Here is a 15,882-nt window from a genome sequence, read left to right as displayed (position 1 = left end):
CGCGCCGTGAACGCGGCCGCTGCCGCAGCCGCAGGGGCCGCGGTAGCTGCGCCGCCCACTGCTCCGGATCTGCAGGCTCCCGAGGCCTCAGTGTACGAGGAACCGCGCCCGTTCGATGCGCACGACGCGGACATCGACGGTGACGAATTTGACGAGACGGTGCGCGCCGATGCGGGCCCACAGGGCAAGCGGATCCCCGGGTTCCTTGATCCCGGACGCCCCATTGACCCCGTGCAGATGTCCGAGACCGGCAACCTTGCCGCGCATCTCGGACTCAACCGCAAAACCGACGACGAGACAGATGTGGGGCCGGTTCGATGAGGGTTGGGCTCGTGCTCGGCGAGGTATGGAACGGCCTGCGCCGCAACATGTCCGTGGTGATTTCCGTGATCCTGGTGACCTTTGTGTCGCTGACATTCGTGGGCGCCGCGATCATTATGCAGCTGCAAGTGCAGCAGATGAAAACGTTCTGGTACGACCGCGCTCAGGTGGCGGTCTACCTCTGCACTGACTACGACCAGAGCGCGACCTGCGCAGGCACCGACGCAGGTGAGGCTGAGATTGCCGCTGTGGAGGAAGCGCTGAAGTCTGACACGCTTGCGCCCTACGTCGACGACTTCTTCTTCGTCGACCACGAGCAGGCGCTCGAAGAATTCACGAAGCAGTTCAAGGGCAACCCCATCGTGGAGATCACGAAGGCTGACCAGCTGAATCAGACCTTCTGGATCAAGCTCACGGATCCAGACCGCTCCGACATCATTACTGAGACCTTCAGTGGGATTCCCGGAGTGCAGAGCGTTTCGGACCAGCGCAGCTTGCTCGACCGAATATTCCTGTTCCTCGGTGTCGCGAGTTACACCGCGATCGCGATAGCCGGGTTGATGCTCGTCGCCGCGATGCTGTTGATTTCGACCACGATCAGGCTCTCCGCGTTTTCGCGGCGCCGCGAGATCGGGATCATGCGCTTGGTTGGCGCGTCGAACCGCTTTATTCAGACTCCCTTTATTCTGGAGGGGATCATTTCGGCGCTCATCGGTGCAGTGCTTGCGAGCGTGGCATCCGTGTCGATCGTGAAGTTCTTCGTGCAGGGCTTCCTCGCGAAAGAGATCCCGTTCACGAGTTACATCACCGTGGAGCAGTCTCTGATTGTGCCTCCGGTGTTGATACTCGTGAGCGTCCTGCTGTCCTCGATCGCGGCGAAGATCGCGATCACCCGATATCTGCGGGTCTAACCGGTGCTGATGCCGTCGGCCGCATTCCGCAGGGGAGTCCGGCCGACGGCTGGCATACCGGCCGGTCACTCCGCTAGGCTGGATCTTTGCGCACGCCCGGTGCGCTCCACCCACGAGAGGATGTGACCATGCCAAAGGAATCCGGCGAAAAGCTGATTGCCTCGAACAAGAAGGCTCGGCATGAGTACCACATCATCGATACCTACGAGGCCGGGATGGTGCTCACCGGCAGCGAGGTGAAGTCCCTGCGCATGGGGCGTGCGTCGCTCGTCGACGGGTACGTGTTCATCGAGCGCGGGGAAGCCTGGCTTGATGCCGCTTACATTCCTGAATACCTGAACGGCTCGTGGACGAACCACCGCCCGCGGCGCAAGCGCAAACTGCTGTTGCACCGGCAGCAGATCGACAAGCTCTATCAGAAGACTCGCGAGGGCGGCATGACGATCGTGCCGCTGAAGCTGTACTTCCTGGATGGCCGCGCGAAAGTCGAAATCGCGCTTGCGAAGGGCAAGAAAGAATACGACAAGCGCCAGACGCTGCGCGAGCGGCAAGACACTCGCGAGGCTGAGCGGGCAATGCGCTCGCGCAACCAGATGGGGGAGTAGCCCCGTGGCTGCGCCGCGCGTTCGGAAAGCTCCGGAAGAGCGGCGCTCCGAGATCCTCGAAGAAGCCGCCAGAATCGCGCTCGACGAGGGACTTGAGCGGATTACGCTGCGGGAGGTAGCCGAGCGCTTAGGGGTGCGGCCAGGGTTGATCGGCCACTACTTTCCAGTGATCGGGGATCTCGTCAATGCGGCATTCGCGTTGGCCGTGTCCCGTGAGCGAGATCGCTTGTTTGTGCCGTCTGGATCTCCGGTTGAGCGCTTGGCGGGGTTCGTGCGTCGAGTGGAAAGCGCTGAGGCTCGGAGTCTTGGCCGATTGTGGTTGAATGCGCGACACCTCGCACGATTTGCTCCCGGGCTCGCTGCTGCGATTGCTCAGCAAGAGCGCCTCGACGAAGAACGGCTGACCGCGCTGATCGAGGCGGGTGTCGTCGCCGGCGACTTCCGGGCGGAGCATCCCGCTGCCGCGTGTGTGCGGATCTGGATGGCGGTGGACGGCCTCGGCGCGTATGCGAACAGTCCAGCGGTGTTCGAGGCTGGCGCGTACAGCGCCTACGACGGATTCGTGGGTGACGTGTGCGCGTGGACGCTGGGACTCGAGCCTGGCGGCCTGGAGGCCGCAGTGGTAGGCTAAGTGTTCTGGCTTCGGCCGGACTGACAATTCCATAGTGCGTAATGTGAATGCCCCAGTGTGCATCGGAAACGGTGCATTGGGGGCCGATCGGATTCGACACGTCGATTTGAGACTGTGAGAAGCGGGTCGAGGACGCGGAGTTATCTCGTTAACGCCCTTCGCAAACCAATAGGTGCCACTTCAAAGCGCACCGACTTCGCTCTCGCTGCCTAAGCACGAGACCGAGTCCGTCAGGCCGGGTGTGCCTCTGCCCCGGTTTCCTGGCGTCATTTAGGGGGCTTGCTCGCACGTTGCGCCTCAGGGCGTGTGGGGACTTTTGCTGAGGCTGGGCCTGTCGCACTAGATGTTCGTGGCAAAGAGCGAGGCCGAGTAGAACGCATTTACGAACTACACCCGTAGAAGGCATGGAATCATCGAAGTGGACCGGGGTTCAATTCCCCGCGGCTCCACCAGCGTTCGCATTGCGTAGGAATTGGGAAACCCCCGGGCTCAGAGAGCCCGGGGGTTTCTGCGTTGGCGGAAGTCGTGGGGCTGCGCAGCAGAGCTCACACCGACGGGCACGATGCGGGTGAATGGGAGGAGAGATCTTTTCAGGGGCCTCACGCTCCAGGCTGCGAGGGTCGCACGTGACCAGCAGGAGATCGCATGCAGGGATACCCCGAGTGCGGCGCGCGTTGCACGCGCTGCGCCGCTCGCGAGCCGGGCTATGCCTCGACGCCGAACAGCGCGTTAGCCGCCGCCTGGGCCTCGGCGTGTTTACCCTCGCGCGCGAGGGCCCGAAGTCGCGTCGTTGGTTCGTGGAGCAGTCTGCCGGTAAAGCGCCGCAGTGCGGTCTCAACCTCCCCACCTGGCGTTGCGCTGGCGCCGCCGTGTGCGCGGCACAGTTCATCTTCGAGAATTGACAGCACGTGCCCGCGAAGCCCGGCGAGTGTCGGGCCGATGATCCGCTCAGCCTGATCGGTCGCGAACTCGGCAGCGGCGGCCTCAACCAGCTCGCGTGCCTCGGACTCCGCACTCAATTCAGGCACCGGCGCATGCCGCGCGATGGTGTCCAGATCCAGCAGTTCAATCCCTGGAAGCTCAGCCACTTCCGGGTCGATATTGCGTGGCATGCCCAGGTCCAGCAGGAGTTGTGGCCGGGCCTCGGACTCCGTCTCGCCAGATCCCATGCTCGAGGACTGAGTGCGTGCGGCAGCAGTATGGCCGGATCGCGCAAAGTCAGCTGCGTGCAGCAAGGGATCCTGTGTGGTGCTGCACGCGATCACGAGATCCGCCTCGGCCAGCGCCCGGTCAAGATTCTCAGGTGCGATCGCCGTGAGATCGTGCGACGCTGCGAAGGCAACGGCTCGGCCCGAGGGGGAGTGCACGAGGATGTCTTTCGCGCCTCGGTCACGCAGGGCCGCGACGGTTGCACCGGCATAGGCGCCCGTGCCGATCAACACGATTGATGCCTCGCTCCACGCGGGCACGCGCCGCTCGGCAAGCACCAGCGCGAGCCGCACCAGCGAGCGCCCAGCTGAATGGATGCCCGTGCGTTCACGAATCGATCGCGACGTCCGCGTTGCCGTCTGGAACAATCGCTCCAGCCCGTCGGTGACCGTGTTCGCCGCTCGCGCGGTCGTGTGCGCGCGCCGCACCTGGCCCGCAATTTCGTCCTCACCCAGTGCTGCAGACTCGAGCCCGCTGGCTACCGCAAACAAGTGCCGCGCGGCGGCTCCGTCTACAGCGACTTCGGCGGCAGCGGTGAGCTCAGCAAGTGGCAGCTCCGCGATCACGGCAAATTGCTGGAGTGCGGCGTCGGTAAACTCGGCCGATGCCTCTGAGGGGTGCTCCGGCGCGTCGAGGTACAGCTCGAATCGATTGCACGTCGCAAGCAACGCTGATCCGGGGGCAAACGACGCAAACGATGCGGCAATCCGCTCGGAGTGGCGCGAGGCCGACTCGAGGAGCGGAAGCGATGAAGCCCTGTGGTTCAGGGAAATGCAAAGCAGCATGGGGTGTAATGGAATTCCTGGTCGGTAGCGGAACGGCCGTGACAGAGTGCCCAGAGAGGGACACCCTGCATCGTAACTGACACATCTGATCTTTCACATCAGATGTGTGGGGTACGATCACGTCTGATGAACGACATCCGCATCCCCAACCCTGTCCCGCACGCCGATCAGCTGACACACACGCTGCCAGGAGGCACCGGCCCGCACACGCTTCCGAGCGCCCACCCGCTCGTTGACGGCCGTACTACCGCCGCACCGCTCGTGCGTGCGCTCCGCGGGGATCGCCCCGCCGAGGTGCCGGTCTGGTTCATGCGCCAAGCTGGGCGCTCGCTCCCCGAGTATCGTGCGATTCGCGCTGAGACCCGCATGCTCGACGCCTGCCTCGACCCGGCCGTTGCGAGTGAGATCACCCTGCAGCCGGTGCGTCGACATGGCGTCGACGCTGCCGTGTTCTTCAGCGATATCGTGGTGCCCCTCCTGCTTGCGGGCGTGGAGGTCGATCTCGTTGCCGGCCGTGGGCCCGTCTTCGAAACGCCGGTCCGCACTGCCGCAGACGTGGCCCGCTGCCGGGCCGAGTATCCCGCGGAGCGATTGCGCGCAGCGCTCGATCCTGTGCGCGACGCGGTGGCTCTCACCGTCAGTGCGCTCGGTGAGACGCCGCTCATTGGCTTCGCTGGAGCCCCGTTCACGCTCGCGGCATATCTCGTCGAAGGCGGCCCGTCACGCGATCACCTGCGGGCTCGCACGCTGATGCACGCCGAACCTGAGACCTGGCACGCCCTGCTCGACTGGGCGGCCGAGCTCAGCAGCGTCTTCCTCGAAGCGCAAGTCGCTGCGGGTGCCAGTGCAGTGCAGCTGTTCGACTCGTGGGCTGGATCCCTCAGCGCCGCCGACTATCGGGCCCATGTTGCCCCGGCATCGCAGCGCACACTCGCCGCCGTGCAGAGCATCGGCACTGCGGCAGACAGCGGCCCAACGGTGCCGACGATTCACTTTGCTGTCGGATCACGGCATCTACTTGAAGAGACAGCGGCGCTCGGCACCTCAGCTCTCGGCGTCGACTGGCGTACGCCACTCGATGAGGCGTCACAGATTCTGGGCGACCGACTCCCGCTGCAGGGCAACCTTGATCCCGCATTCCTCGGAGCGCCAGACGAAGTGCTGCGGGCGGCGCTCTCGGATGTGCTGCGACGTGGCGAGCGTGCTCCAGGCCACGTGCTCAACCTGGGGCACGGAGTGCCTCCTGAAACTGATCCGGCGGTGTTGACTCGGATCGTGGAGCTCGCGCATGCCCGATGACCGTGCGGGCGGGCGTCACGTCGCTGTAGTGGGCGGTGGCGTGTCAGGCCTCGTTCTCGCGCGTGATCTCGCCCAAGCAGGGGTGCGGGTCACCGTCTTCGAAGCCGCGGAGCGCTGTGGCGGGAGAATTCAAGCTGCAGATATCCGTGGCACCGCCATCATCGACATTGGTGCAGAGGCCTTCGCGACTCGTGGCGGCGCGGTCGCCGCGCTGCTCGGCGAGCTGGGACTCGCCGATCGCGTAATCCGGCCCGCGCCACTGGGGTCTTGGCTTGTCGCGGGCAGCGATGGTGCCGCTGTGCCCCTTCCTCCTGCGGGCGCGATGGGAATTCCCGCCGCGCCGCTGGGACGCGACGCTCGCCGCGCTTTGGGCCTCGCAGGGAGCGTGCGCGCTGCGCTCGAACCGCTGCTACCCGCACGAGTGGGGAGCGGAAGCACCACGCTCGCGCAGCTCGTCCGAGTGCGTGCTGGGAAGGCGGTGCTGGATCGGCTCGTGCGCCCCGTGACTCTCGGGGTGTCCTCCGCGGCGCCCGAGCTGATCCCACTCACGAGCACCCGAGCGCTGACCGCTGAATACGCGCGGACAGGATCGCTGATTCGCGCTGCGGGCCGACTCCGTGACAGCGCAGCCGCCGCAGGGGGAGCCGTCGCGAGCTTGCGCGGTGGCATGTCTGAACTCATCACCGCGCTGGTCGCCGATTGCGTGGCGGCGGGCGTGACCATCCGCACGAGCGCGCCGATCCACTCACTCACGGACGTCGGAGACGCACTCGAAAGCTCGGAGTCCGCCGCTCCCGCCGGCACGCCAGGCGCCTGGGGCCCCACCGACATCGTGCTCGCCGTGCCGGAGCTGGCCGCCCGCGCGATCCTCGGACACCCCGTGGCTGAGATCGTGACCACCCCAGTCGAGGTGATCGCCCTCGCGCTGGCGGCTGACCACCCCGCAGTCCGTCCGCTCGCCGAGGCCCCGCGGGGCACCGGCGCCCTCGTCACCGCAGGGGGTCCGAACGATGTGATCACCGCGAAAGCCGTGACCCACATCACGCGCAAGTGGCCGGATGCCGACCGCAATGGCCCGGTCGGCGCATCGAGCGCAGGCATGGAGATCGTGCGTCTTTCGTATGGTCGTGCGGGATCCTCGCCTGAGACCGCGGCGCTCGACGATGCGGCAGCGCAGCGCCTCGCGCTGCGCGATGCCAGTCGGCTGCTCGGGACTGAACTTCCTAACACGGCCGTGCTCGGCTTCACCCGGCAGTCTTGGGGAATGCCGGTCCATGGCGACCGTCCCAAGCCGCAGCCACCAGCTGGCGTCCACCTCCTCGGCGACTGGATCTCCGGCGTTGGCCTCGCAACACTGATCCCGGCCGCTCGTGAGCTTGCACAGCAGCTGATGCGTGCCCCGGTGTCTCCGAGTGCGCGCTTCACCGGGGCCCCACGGCCCCACCACCAGATTTCCGAAAGGCACTGACTCCATGTCGCTCTCCTCATCTCCCGCCGCTCGCGTCTTTCGGGCGGATGGGCCCGTGCCTGCACGCAACGGGCTGCTCCGGATCGGCACTCGTGGGAGCCGCCTCGCGATCGCTCAGACCACGACCGTCGCCGAGACCGTCGCCGCTGCGACAGGCTGCGAGGTTGCCCTCGTGACGATCACGACCCACGGCGATGTCTCGCGTGAGTCGCTCGCGCAGCTCGGCGGCACCGGTGTCTTCGTGAGTGCGCTGCGTGAGGCGCTCATGGCGGGCGAATGCGACCTCGCCGTGCACTCGCTTAAAGATTTGCCGACGGGACCGTGTGCCGGGATTGCGACCGGCGCGATCCCGCAGCGCGCCGACGCGCGCGACGCACTGTGTGCACGGGACGGCCTCACCCTCGCCCAACTTCCTGCCGGAGCGAATGTAGGTACTGGATCCCCGCGCCGCGCCGCGCAACTGCTCGCCGCGCGCCCCGATATCAGTGTGCACGACTTGCGCGGCAACGTCGACACCAGACTCGGCCGCGTGAGTGCCGATCTTGATGCGGTCGTGCTAGCAGCCGCTGGGCTTGACCGCTCGGGGCTCGCTGCCGCGATCACGGAGCGCTTCGACCTTGCCACCGTCCCGACAGCGCCTGGCCAGGGGGCACTCGGGATCGAGTGTCGTGACACTGACCGGGGTCGGGATCCCTACGCCGCCGCGTTCGCCGCGCTCGATGATCCGGAGACTCATGCATGCGCCGTGGCTGAGCGTTCGCTGCTGTCAGCGCTCGAAGCTGGCTGTGCAGCACCGGTCGGGGCAGCTGCAGCACTCCACGACGGGGTCCTCACCCTGAGCGCGACCGTGTACCGCCTCGATGGTGGCGCGCAGCTGACCGTCGAGCAGTCTTCTGGCTGGACTCTGGGGGACGCACAGACCCCCTCGCTCTCGGCGCAGCGGCCGCACGCGAACTTCTCGAACGTGGCGCCGCGGCGCTCGCCCCGCTGGGGAGCGCGCGGTGATGGCGCGGACCCAAGACCCGCGGAGCCCGCTCGCCGGTCTACGGATTGTCGTGCCGCGCGGCGGACCAGCTGGCGCGCGCGCGGCCGCCGGGATTCAGGCACGCGGCGGCACCCCGTCGTCGTACCGTTGATCGAGGCGCGACCGCCAGCCGATCCTGAACCGTTGCGCACCGCGCTCGCCGCCTGGCACAGCGGGTCCTACGATTGGCTCGTCGTGACGAGCGCTGCGGGGGCCGCGGCGATTGGGGAAGCGGGCGCCGCCCCGGTGCCGGGCTGCGGGATCGCGGCCGTCGGCCCGGTGACCGCGGCCGCGCTCTCGACCCGCGGTCTCTCGCCGACGCTCAGCCCCGCACATGCCTTCACCGGCGCAGCGCTCGGGGCGGCCTTGGTCGCCGAACTCTCCGCGGGCGAGCACTGTGAATCCGCGCGGGTGCTCCTCGCAGTCGCCGAGGCAGCAGGAGTTGACTTCGAATCAGCGCTTCGCGCGGCCGGCCATGAGGTCGACCGTGTTGCTGCATATCGCACCGTGCCGACGGCGGTTGATCCCGCAGCCGAGCGGGCCGCAGCTGACGCTGATGTGATCCTGCTGACGAGCGGATCGGTGGTTCGCGAAGTCGCCGCACGCCTCGCCCCAGTGCCTGCCACGACACTGCTTGTCGCGATCGGACCGCCGACCGCGAGCGCGGCCTCCGCCGAGCTCCGTCCGCCCGATATCGTGGCGGCGCGTCACACCGTGAGCGGAATGCTTGACGCGCTGGGACTGTATCTCGCGGCGCAGGACCCGAGCTCGCCTTCACACTCAGACTCAGACTCAGGCTCAGACCCAGGCCCAGACTCAGCCGCACCCATTCACCGCACTACAGGAGATCCCGCATGACGTTTACCCCAGCGATTCGGCCCCGGCGCTTGCGTCGCACTCCGGCGCTCCGGCGCCTCGTGGCAGAGACCAGGATTCACCCGGCTGAGCTGATCCTGCCCGTGTTTGTGCGTGAAGGCCTCGTGACTCCGCGTCCAATCACGGCGATGCCCGGCGTTCAGCAGCACACAATCGACTCGGTCCGACGAGCCGCGGTCGAGGCCGCGGAGGCCGGACTGGGCGGCATCATGCTGTTCGGTGTTCCGGAGACGCGTGACGCGCGCGGCTCGGCCGCGGATGATCCGAACGGGATCTTGAACGCTGCCACTGCTGCGGTCGCAAGCGAGGTGGGGGATGCGCTTGTGGTGCAGACCGACCTGTGCCTCGACGAGTTCACCGATCACGGCCACTGTGGGGTGCTTGATGCCTCTGGCGCTGTGGACAACGATGCGACGCTGGATCGCTATTGCGCCACCGCGATCGCGCAGGCGGAGGCCGGTTCTGCGCTGCTCGGGCTCTCTGGGATGATGGACGGCCAGGTGGCTGCGGTGCGCGATGCGCTCGATGCTGCCGGACACCATGGCACCGGGGTGCTCGCCTACTCTGCCAAGTACGCGTCTGCGTTCTACGGCCCGTTCCGCGAGGCAGTTGATTCACAGCTGAGCGGAGACCGGCGCAGCTACCAACAGGATCCCGCGAACCGCCGCGAAGGCGCGCGCGAGGCCGAACTCGATATCGCTGAGGGCGCCGATGTGGTGATGGTCAAGCCAGCGATGAGCTATCTCGACGTACTGTCCGATGTGGCTGCCTTCAGCCCGGTGCCCGTGTGGGCCTACCAGGTCTCCGGTGAGGCGGCGATGATCGAGGCTGCTGCAGCCAACGGCTGGATTGATCGGCGCGGCGCGGTGCTCGAATCCCTCACGAGTATCAAACGCGCGGGGGCCGATGCCATTCTGAGCTACTTTGCGACCGAGGTCGCGAGGTGGCTGCGATGAGCGCGGCGACAGCACCCCAGAGTGCAGCAGCGTCCGCGGGGTCGACAGCACGCAGCGCCGAGTATGCTGCGCGGGCAGCGCGCGTCATCCCAGGCGGCGTGAACTCACCCGTGCGTGCATACGGCTCAGTCGGAGGAACCCCGCGATTCCTCGTCGCAGGATCGGGCCCCTATGTCACCGACGTCGACGGCAACAAGTATGTCGACCTCGTTGTGTCCTGGGGACCCGCGCTGCTCGGGCACGCGCATCCCGAAGTGGTCGCCGCGGTGCAGGAGGCCGCGGCGCGCGGGCTCGGCTTTGGAGCATCGGTCCCAGAGGAGGCTGAACTCGCTGAGGAGATCATGCGACGTGTGCCGCTCGTCGAGCGCGTGCGGCTTGTCTCGACTGGCACCGAGGCCACGATGACCGCGATTCGGCTCGCCCGTGGCGCCACCGGACGCCCGCTCATTATCAAGTTCGCCGGCCACTATCACGGGCACTCCGACGGGCTCCTCGCGGAGGCTGGCTCTGGCCTCGCGACGCTCGCGCTGCCGGGCTCTGCCGGTGTTACCGCCGAGACGGCAGCGCAGACGCTGGTGCTGCCCTATAACGACCTCGCAGCGTTGGAAACCGCGTTCGCGGAACACGGTGACCGTATTGCAGGAATCATCGCTGAGGCGGCGGCCGCAAACATGGGAGTGCTCCCGCCAGAACCTGGCTTCACCCGCGGCATGATTGAGCTTGCCCACCGTTCCGGCGCACTCGTGATCCTCGACGAGGTGCTGACCGGCTTCCGGGCCGGCCCGGCGGGATACTGGGGGCTGCAGGCAGCGGAACTGCCCGACGGCATCGCACCCGGATCTGGTGACCTTCGGCAAAGTGGTCGGCGGCGGTTTGCCGCTCGCGGCCCTCGGCGGGCGCAAGGACCTCATGGAACAGCTCGCGCCTCTGGGGCCGGTGTACCAGGCGGGGACCCTCTCGGGGAATCCGCTCGCGGTCACGGCTGGACTCACGACGCTGCGGCTGGCCGATGAAGCCGCCTATGCGCGGCTCGGCCACGCTGCCGATGTGCTTGCGCTGACCGTGTCTGAGTCGCTGTCGCACGCGGGCGTCGCGCATCGTCTCGCTCGGGCTGGCACGCTGTTCAGCGTCGTGTTCGGCGACTTCGCGACTGCACCGCGGACCTATGAGGACATGAAGCGGCAGGAAGTGTTCAGGCATCGTGCGTTCTTCCACGCGATGCTCGACGGGGGCGTGAACCTCCCGCCGAGCGCGTTCGAAGCATGGTTCGTGACCGCCGCACACGACGACGCCGCGCTCGAGCGGATCGCTGCGGTGCTTCCGCGCGCTGCCGCTGCTGCTGCGCGAGCCACGACAGAGTAGCGCGCGCCGGTATTCCGGGGGAGCGGGGGCGCTGATTCGCCACCCGCTCCCGCGGTTAGTCTGCTGGGTGCACCACTGAGATTGGACTGGTCTCATCCACGAGCTGATGCGGCTGTCTGCCGCGCCCGCGCACGAAGGTGCGGTAGGCGAGGCCGAGCACGACGATCCAGATCACCCCGACGATGAGGGCTGGCCGCGTGCTGTCAACGATGCCGATCATCACGATCACGAACAGCACGAACGCGACTGCCGCATAGGACGCCGCTGGCCACAGGGGGACAGGGAACTCGCTCGGGAGCCGTCCGTCGCGCGCAATCTCGCGCTTCATACGGATGTGTGAGAGCAGGATCATGAGCCAGACGACGACGGTCGCAAACGTTGCAAGAGCGGCGATCAAGAAGAAGATCTGCTCCTGGAACCACACGTTGAGTAGGACGCCGACGAGCAGCGCTCCCACCATCGTCACGACGGTGAGCCACGGTACGCCCGTGCGCGTGAGCTTCGTGAAGGCTTTCGGCGCGTGTCCTTGTTCGGCGAGGCCGTGGAGCATCCGACCCGCTCCGAAGATATCGGCGTTGATCGCGGACACTGCTGCAGTGATCACTACGGCGTTCAGCACGTGAGCGGCACCAGTCAGCCCGAGTGAGTCGAAGATCGTAACGAATGGACTCGCGGAGCCGTCGATCGTGTTCCACGGCTGGATCGACATGATCACCGTCAGCGTCAGGACGTAGAACAGCAGAATGCGCACCGGAACAGAATTGATCGCGCGCGGGATCACCTGTTTTGGGTTTTGTGCCTCGCCAGCGGTGATGCCGATTACTTCGATCCCCCCGAACGCGAACATCACGATCGTGAAGCAGGCGAGAAAACCGAGTACTCCGGTCGGGAAGAAGCCGCCGTGTGTGAAGAGATTGCTGAGGCCGGCGGCGCCCTCGCTCTGGTTTCCGATGCCAAACGCGATGATCGCGATCCCACCGATGATCATCAGAATGATCGCCGTGATCTTGATCAGCGCGAACCAGAACTCCATCTCGCCAAACACCTTGACGCTGATGAGATTGATTGCGCCGATGAAGAGCACGAGCGCGAGAATCCATACCCAGCGGTCTACGTCGGGGAACCAGAATCCCATGTACACCCCGAACGCCGTGACATCTGCGAGCGCGACAACAAACATCTCGAAGGTGTATGTCCACCCGGTCAGGAACCCGGCGAACGGCCCGAGGTAGCGCGACGCGTACTGGCCGAACGAGCCCGAAACGGGATGGCGCACCGCCATCTCGCCGAGGGCGCGCATCACCATGAATACGGCAGCACCGCCGATCATGTATGCGAGCAGCACTGCAGGACCGGCCGCCTGGATCGCCCCGGCTGAGCCGTAGAACAGGCCCGTGCCGATCGCGGATCCGAGCGCCATGAACCGAATATGGCGCGCCGTGAGCCCGCGCTGCAGCCCGGGTTTCGGTGGGGGAGCTACGGCAGGCGCTGGCCGAGCTGCCGGTGCAGATCGCGCCGGCTGCGCAGAAGCTGCGCGGCCGCGATCGGTGTCCATCGGGTCCATATGGAGTGTCCCTTCAGCGGGGGATCGAGTGGGGGAATCACGCGGGGAATCACGGGGTGGGGGAGAGAAGGTCGGCGTCGAGCGGGGGATCACGCCCGGCGGGAAGAATTCACGGCGCCGTCGGTGGCGTGGCTCAGCGCCCCTGCTGCTGGCGCTGAGCCAGGCCGGCGGCAGCTTCAAGGACGAGGAGTGCCGCGAGCCTGACGGTGCGTGCGTCGGCGGTATCGGCCGTCGCATCGACCTCTGCAATGTCGATGCCGCGCACGCGCGTGTCGGCTGCGAGCAGGCGCGTCATCCGACGGAGCTCATGGGCCTGCAAGCCGCCGGGGATCGACGCTGGGCAGCCGGGTGCGACACTGCGGTCGCACACGTCAACGTCGAGGTCGACATGGATCGGCCCCCCGCCTGCCCCGGCAACCGCGAGTGCCTCAGCCACGACGTCGGCGAGTGGGCGGTCATGGAGCTCGTCGCGATGAATCACGGTGATCCCGAGTGATCGCGCGCGCTCGCGGTAGACCATGGAATTGGCGAAGTCCGCGATCCCGATCTGAACGATCCGGCGCGGGTTGAGGCCAGCCTCGATCAGGCGCCGCACCGGTGATCCGTTGCTGCGGCCGTCCCGCAGGTCATGGTGTGCGTCGATCGTGATGAGCCCGGCGTCTGCGAGCCGGGCTCCTGCAACTCCGAGCGCGGCTGGGACCGTGAGTGCGTTGTCGCCCCCGAGCGCCACGACGAGCGCCGCTCGTGCTGCGAGTTGGGTGACCCTGGCTGCCGCTGTGCGCTCCCCGGCGTCCGTGTCGGGATCCGCTACATCGCCAGCGTCCACGATCCTGAGCGCCTCATCGAGCACGAATTCGGCCTCTGCACCTCGGGTGTCTGGCCTGCCAGCGGCAACGACGTGACCGGAGTAGCGCCGCAGCGCAGCTCGAATCGCGGCAGGGGTCTCGTGTGCGTTTGTGGGCGACAGCGAGGTGGCCGAAGTCGGAATGCCGACGATCGCGAGGTCAACGGGATCGCTCGTATCGGCGGGGAAGTCTGGCCACCCGCCGGCTCGAGGCCAGGCGGGATCCTGTGAAAGGGCAACGGTGCTCATGCCTGCGACGCTACCAATGGCCGCGGTGGCGCGGTGGGCAGTTTGGGGCGAGTTGTCTGGTATCCCAGACAGGTCAGCGGCGTTGGCGCTATCGCACCGGGCGCGGATGCGCTGAAATCGAAGCATGGAAACTCGTACCCCTGCCCGCGTCGGCGATTCGGACGCCACCACCTCGGTCATCCTCGGAGCAGCGCCGCTCACCGTTGCCGACGTCGTCGCGGTCGCCCGCGCTGGCGCCCGCGTAGAGATCGCACCCGAAGCTCTCGCAGCGGTTGCGACGAGCCGAGCCATGATCGATGAACTCGCCAATGACAGCCGCCCGCACTACGGAGTCTCCACCGGGTTCGGGGCGCTCGCGAAAGTGCAGATTCCCGCGGAGAAGCGGCAGCAACTGCAGCGCAGCCTGATTCGCTCGCATGCGGCAGGCACCGGCCCCGAAGTCGAGCGCGAAGTGGTGCGCGCACTGATGCTCTTGCGTCTGAACACGCTCGCCACGGGCCGTACGGGCGTGCGCCCGGTCGTGGTCGAGACCTATGCTGCGATCTTGAACGCCGATATCGCCCCCGTGGTGCACGAGTATGGTTCGTTGGGGTGCTCAGGCGACCTCAGTCCACTCGCGCACTGCGCCCTGACCCTCATGGGAGAGGGGCAGGTGCGTGTGGATACCGATCCGCACGCCGCTCCAATCCCCGCGGCCGCCGCACTCGCCGCAGCCGGCATCGAACCGCTCGTCCTCGCTGAGAAAGAGGGGCTCGCCCTCATCAACGGGACCGATGGAATGCTGGGAATGCTCTGCCTCGCGCTGCACGATCTCTCCGCGCTCCTGCAAGTGGCGGATGTCGCAGCCGCGGCGAGCGTCGAAGCGCTGACCGGCACCGACGCCGTGTTCGCGGCAGACTTGCAAGCGCTGCGGCCGCACCCTGGCCAAGCGGCCGCCGCAATGAATATGCGCAACGTGCTTGCAGGATCAAGCCTCGTGCAGCGCCCGACTGAGGGTGAGTTCACGCGGGTGCAGGATGCATACTCGCTGCGCTGCGCGCCGCAGGTGCACGGAGCGGCGCGCGATACCGCGGAGCACGCCTCACGCGTTGCGGGCGCCGAGCTGTGTGCAGCAGTGGACAATCCTGTCGTGCTCCCCGACGGTCGGGTTGAATCAAACGGGAACTTCCACGGTGCCCCCGTCGGCTACGTGCTTGATTTCCTGGCCATCGCGGTGGCCGATGTCGCAAGCATGTCTGAGCGCCGCACGGACCGCTTCCTGGACGTATCACGCAATCATGGGTTGCCCCCGTTCCTCGCCGCCGATGCCGGGCTGGATTCTGGCCTCATGATCGCGCAATACACGGCGGCCGGGATCGTGTCAGAGCTGAAGCGGCTCGCCGCGCCCGCCAGCGTGGATTCGATCCCGTCGTCGGCGATGCAAGAGGATCACGTCTCCATGGGTTGGCACGCGGGGCGTAAGCTGCGTCGCGCTATTGATGGCCTCACCCGAGTGCTCGGGATCGAACTGCTCACGTCCACTCGCGCCCTCGATTTCCGGATCGCTGCGCACGCCGGCCGGCCAGGGGCCGCCACCGCCGCCGTGCACGAGTTGTTCCGCACCAGGATCGCCGCACCCGATGTTGATGCCTTCCTCTCTCCCGACATTACGGCCGCCTATGAGTTCGTGGAGACCGGAGCCGTACTCGAAGCTGTGGGGGCAGCGATTGCTGAACCCCTTCGCTGAGTCGTTCGCGCACGGAATCTCTGTCGTCCACCCCCTCGGGTACTAGAGTTTC

At 66.8% G+C, this 15,882-nt stretch carries 12 protein-coding genes, 1 other RNA gene and 1 pseudogene; 11 read left to right on the top strand and 3 right to left on the bottom strand.

Going from position 1 to position 15,882, the window contains the following annotated elements; genetic code table 11:
• The first annotated feature begins 6 nt into the window (after positions 1-6).
• The 5 genes from K1X41_RS04340 (at position 7) to ssrA (ending at position 2,920) form a co-directional block, all read left to right on the top strand.
• A complete protein-coding gene (locus tag K1X41_RS04340) occupies positions 7-321 on the top strand; it encodes a hypothetical protein (protein ID WP_220175399.1) in 315 nt (104 codons plus the stop codon).
• On the top strand, positions 318-1,232 hold the full coding sequence (gene ftsX, locus K1X41_RS04335; RefSeq protein ID WP_132204739.1) for a permease-like cell division protein FtsX: 915 nt from the start codon (positions 318-320) through the stop codon (positions 1,230-1,232). The genes K1X41_RS04340 and ftsX overlap by 4 nt, the downstream gene beginning before the upstream one ends.
• A 128-nt stretch (positions 1,233-1,360) precedes the next feature.
• Entirely contained in the window at positions 1,361-1,837 is a 477-nt protein-coding gene (gene smpB, locus K1X41_RS04330) for an SsrA-binding protein SmpB (protein WP_132204741.1), read from the top strand.
• Positions 1,838-1,841: 4 nt separating this feature from the next.
• On the top strand, positions 1,842-2,468 hold the full coding sequence (locus K1X41_RS04325; RefSeq protein WP_133616093.1) for a TetR/AcrR family transcriptional regulator: 627 nt from the start codon (positions 1,842-1,844) through the stop codon (positions 2,466-2,468).
• A 79-nt stretch (positions 2,469-2,547) separates the two neighbouring features.
• Positions 2,548-2,920, top strand: a transfer-messenger RNA (tmRNA) gene (gene ssrA / locus K1X41_RS04320).
• 252 nt (positions 2,921-3,172) lie between these two features.
• On the opposite strand, the gene K1X41_RS04315 is transcribed toward ssrA, so the two are convergent.
• On the bottom strand, positions 3,173-4,462 hold the full coding sequence (locus K1X41_RS04315) for a glutamyl-tRNA reductase (protein ID WP_132204745.1): 1,290 nt from the start codon (positions 4,460-4,462) through the stop codon (positions 3,173-3,175).
• A 126-nt stretch (positions 4,463-4,588) separates the two neighbouring features.
• Here K1X41_RS04315 and hemE point away from each other — a divergent pair, with 126 nt between their 5' ends.
• From hemE to K1X41_RS04285, 5 genes and pseudogenes are all read left to right on the top strand, one after another.
• Positions 4,589-5,761 (top strand): uroporphyrinogen decarboxylase, encoded by a 1,173-nt coding sequence (hemE, locus tag K1X41_RS04310; RefSeq protein WP_220175398.1) that lies wholly within the window; start codon positions 4,589-4,591, stop codon positions 5,759-5,761.
• Complete coding sequence (locus K1X41_RS04305; RefSeq protein ID WP_220175397.1) at positions 5,751-7,229, top strand: protoporphyrinogen/coproporphyrinogen oxidase; 1,479 nt, start codon at positions 5,751-5,753, stop codon at positions 7,227-7,229. Before hemE ends, K1X41_RS04305 begins: the two co-directional genes overlap by 11 nt.
• 55 nt (positions 7,230-7,284) lie before the next feature.
• Complete coding sequence (gene hemC, locus K1X41_RS16085) at positions 7,285-9,111, top strand: hydroxymethylbilane synthase (RefSeq protein WP_396426502.1); 1,827 nt, start codon at positions 7,285-7,287, stop codon at positions 9,109-9,111.
• Positions 9,108-10,085, top strand: a complete 978-nt coding sequence (hemB, locus tag K1X41_RS04290; RefSeq protein WP_133616105.1) for a porphobilinogen synthase — start codon at positions 9,108-9,110, stop codon at positions 10,083-10,085. The genes hemC and hemB overlap by 4 nt, the downstream gene beginning before the upstream one ends.
• Positions 10,082-11,447: pseudogene (locus K1X41_RS04285) on the top strand (glutamate-1-semialdehyde 2,1-aminomutase). Before hemB ends, K1X41_RS04285 begins: the two are co-directional and overlap by 4 nt.
• Before the next feature lie 55 nt (positions 11,448-11,502).
• On the opposite strand, the gene K1X41_RS04280 reads toward K1X41_RS04285, so the two are convergent.
• Both K1X41_RS04280 and K1X41_RS04275 read right to left on the bottom strand, forming a co-directional pair.
• Positions 11,503-12,867 (bottom strand): amino acid permease, encoded by a 1,365-nt coding sequence (locus tag K1X41_RS04280; RefSeq protein ID WP_258566648.1) that lies wholly within the window; start codon positions 12,865-12,867, stop codon positions 11,503-11,505.
• Between the two features lie 277 nt (positions 12,868-13,144).
• Complete coding sequence (locus tag K1X41_RS04275) at positions 13,145-14,104, bottom strand: arginase family protein (protein ID WP_133616111.1); 960 nt, start codon at positions 14,102-14,104, stop codon at positions 13,145-13,147.
• A gap of 124 nt (positions 14,105-14,228) precedes the next feature.
• Between K1X41_RS04275 and hutH the strand changes: the two genes are divergently transcribed.
• A complete protein-coding gene (gene hutH, locus K1X41_RS04270) occupies positions 14,229-15,830 on the top strand; it encodes a histidine ammonia-lyase (protein ID WP_133616113.1) in 1,602 nt (533 codons plus the stop codon).
• Positions 15,831-15,882 lie beyond the last annotated feature (52 nt).

Origin of the sequence: Leucobacter luti, assembly GCF_019464495.1 — a bacterium.
Lineage (GTDB): Bacteria > Actinomycetota > Actinomycetes > Actinomycetales > Microbacteriaceae > Leucobacter > Leucobacter luti_A.
This window is presented reverse-complemented; position numbering and strand designations above follow the sequence as displayed.

What these genes read in the sequence shown, in the direction of transcription:
- K1X41_RS04275 (WP_133616111.1), bottom strand. Translation starts at nt 14,104, where the DNA reads ATGAGCACCGTTGCCCTTTCACAGGATCCCGCCTGGCCTCGAGCCGGC.
- K1X41_RS04280 (WP_258566648.1), bottom strand. Translation starts at nt 12,867, where the DNA reads ATGGCGCTCGGATCCGCGATCGGCACGGGCCTGTTCTACGGCTCAGCC.
- K1X41_RS04315 (WP_132204745.1), bottom strand. Translation starts at nt 4,462, where the DNA reads ATGCTGCTTTGCATTTCCCTGAACCACAGGGCTTCATCGCTTCCGCTC.
- hemE (WP_220175398.1), top strand. Translation starts at nt 4,589, where the DNA reads ATGAACGACATCCGCATCCCCAACCCTGTCCCGCACGCCGATCAGCTG.
- smpB (WP_132204741.1), top strand. Translation starts at nt 1,361, where the DNA reads ATGCCAAAGGAATCCGGCGAAAAGCTGATTGCCTCGAACAAGAAGGCT.
- ftsX (WP_132204739.1), top strand. Translation starts at nt 318, where the DNA reads ATGAGGGTTGGGCTCGTGCTCGGCGAGGTATGGAACGGCCTGCGCCGC.
- K1X41_RS04305 (WP_220175397.1), top strand. Translation starts at nt 5,751, where the DNA reads ATGCCCGATGACCGTGCGGGCGGGCGTCACGTCGCTGTAGTGGGCGGT.
- hutH (WP_133616113.1), top strand. Translation starts at nt 14,229, where the DNA reads ATGGAAACTCGTACCCCTGCCCGCGTCGGCGATTCGGACGCCACCACC.
- hemB (WP_133616105.1), top strand. Translation starts at nt 9,108, where the DNA reads ATGACGTTTACCCCAGCGATTCGGCCCCGGCGCTTGCGTCGCACTCCG.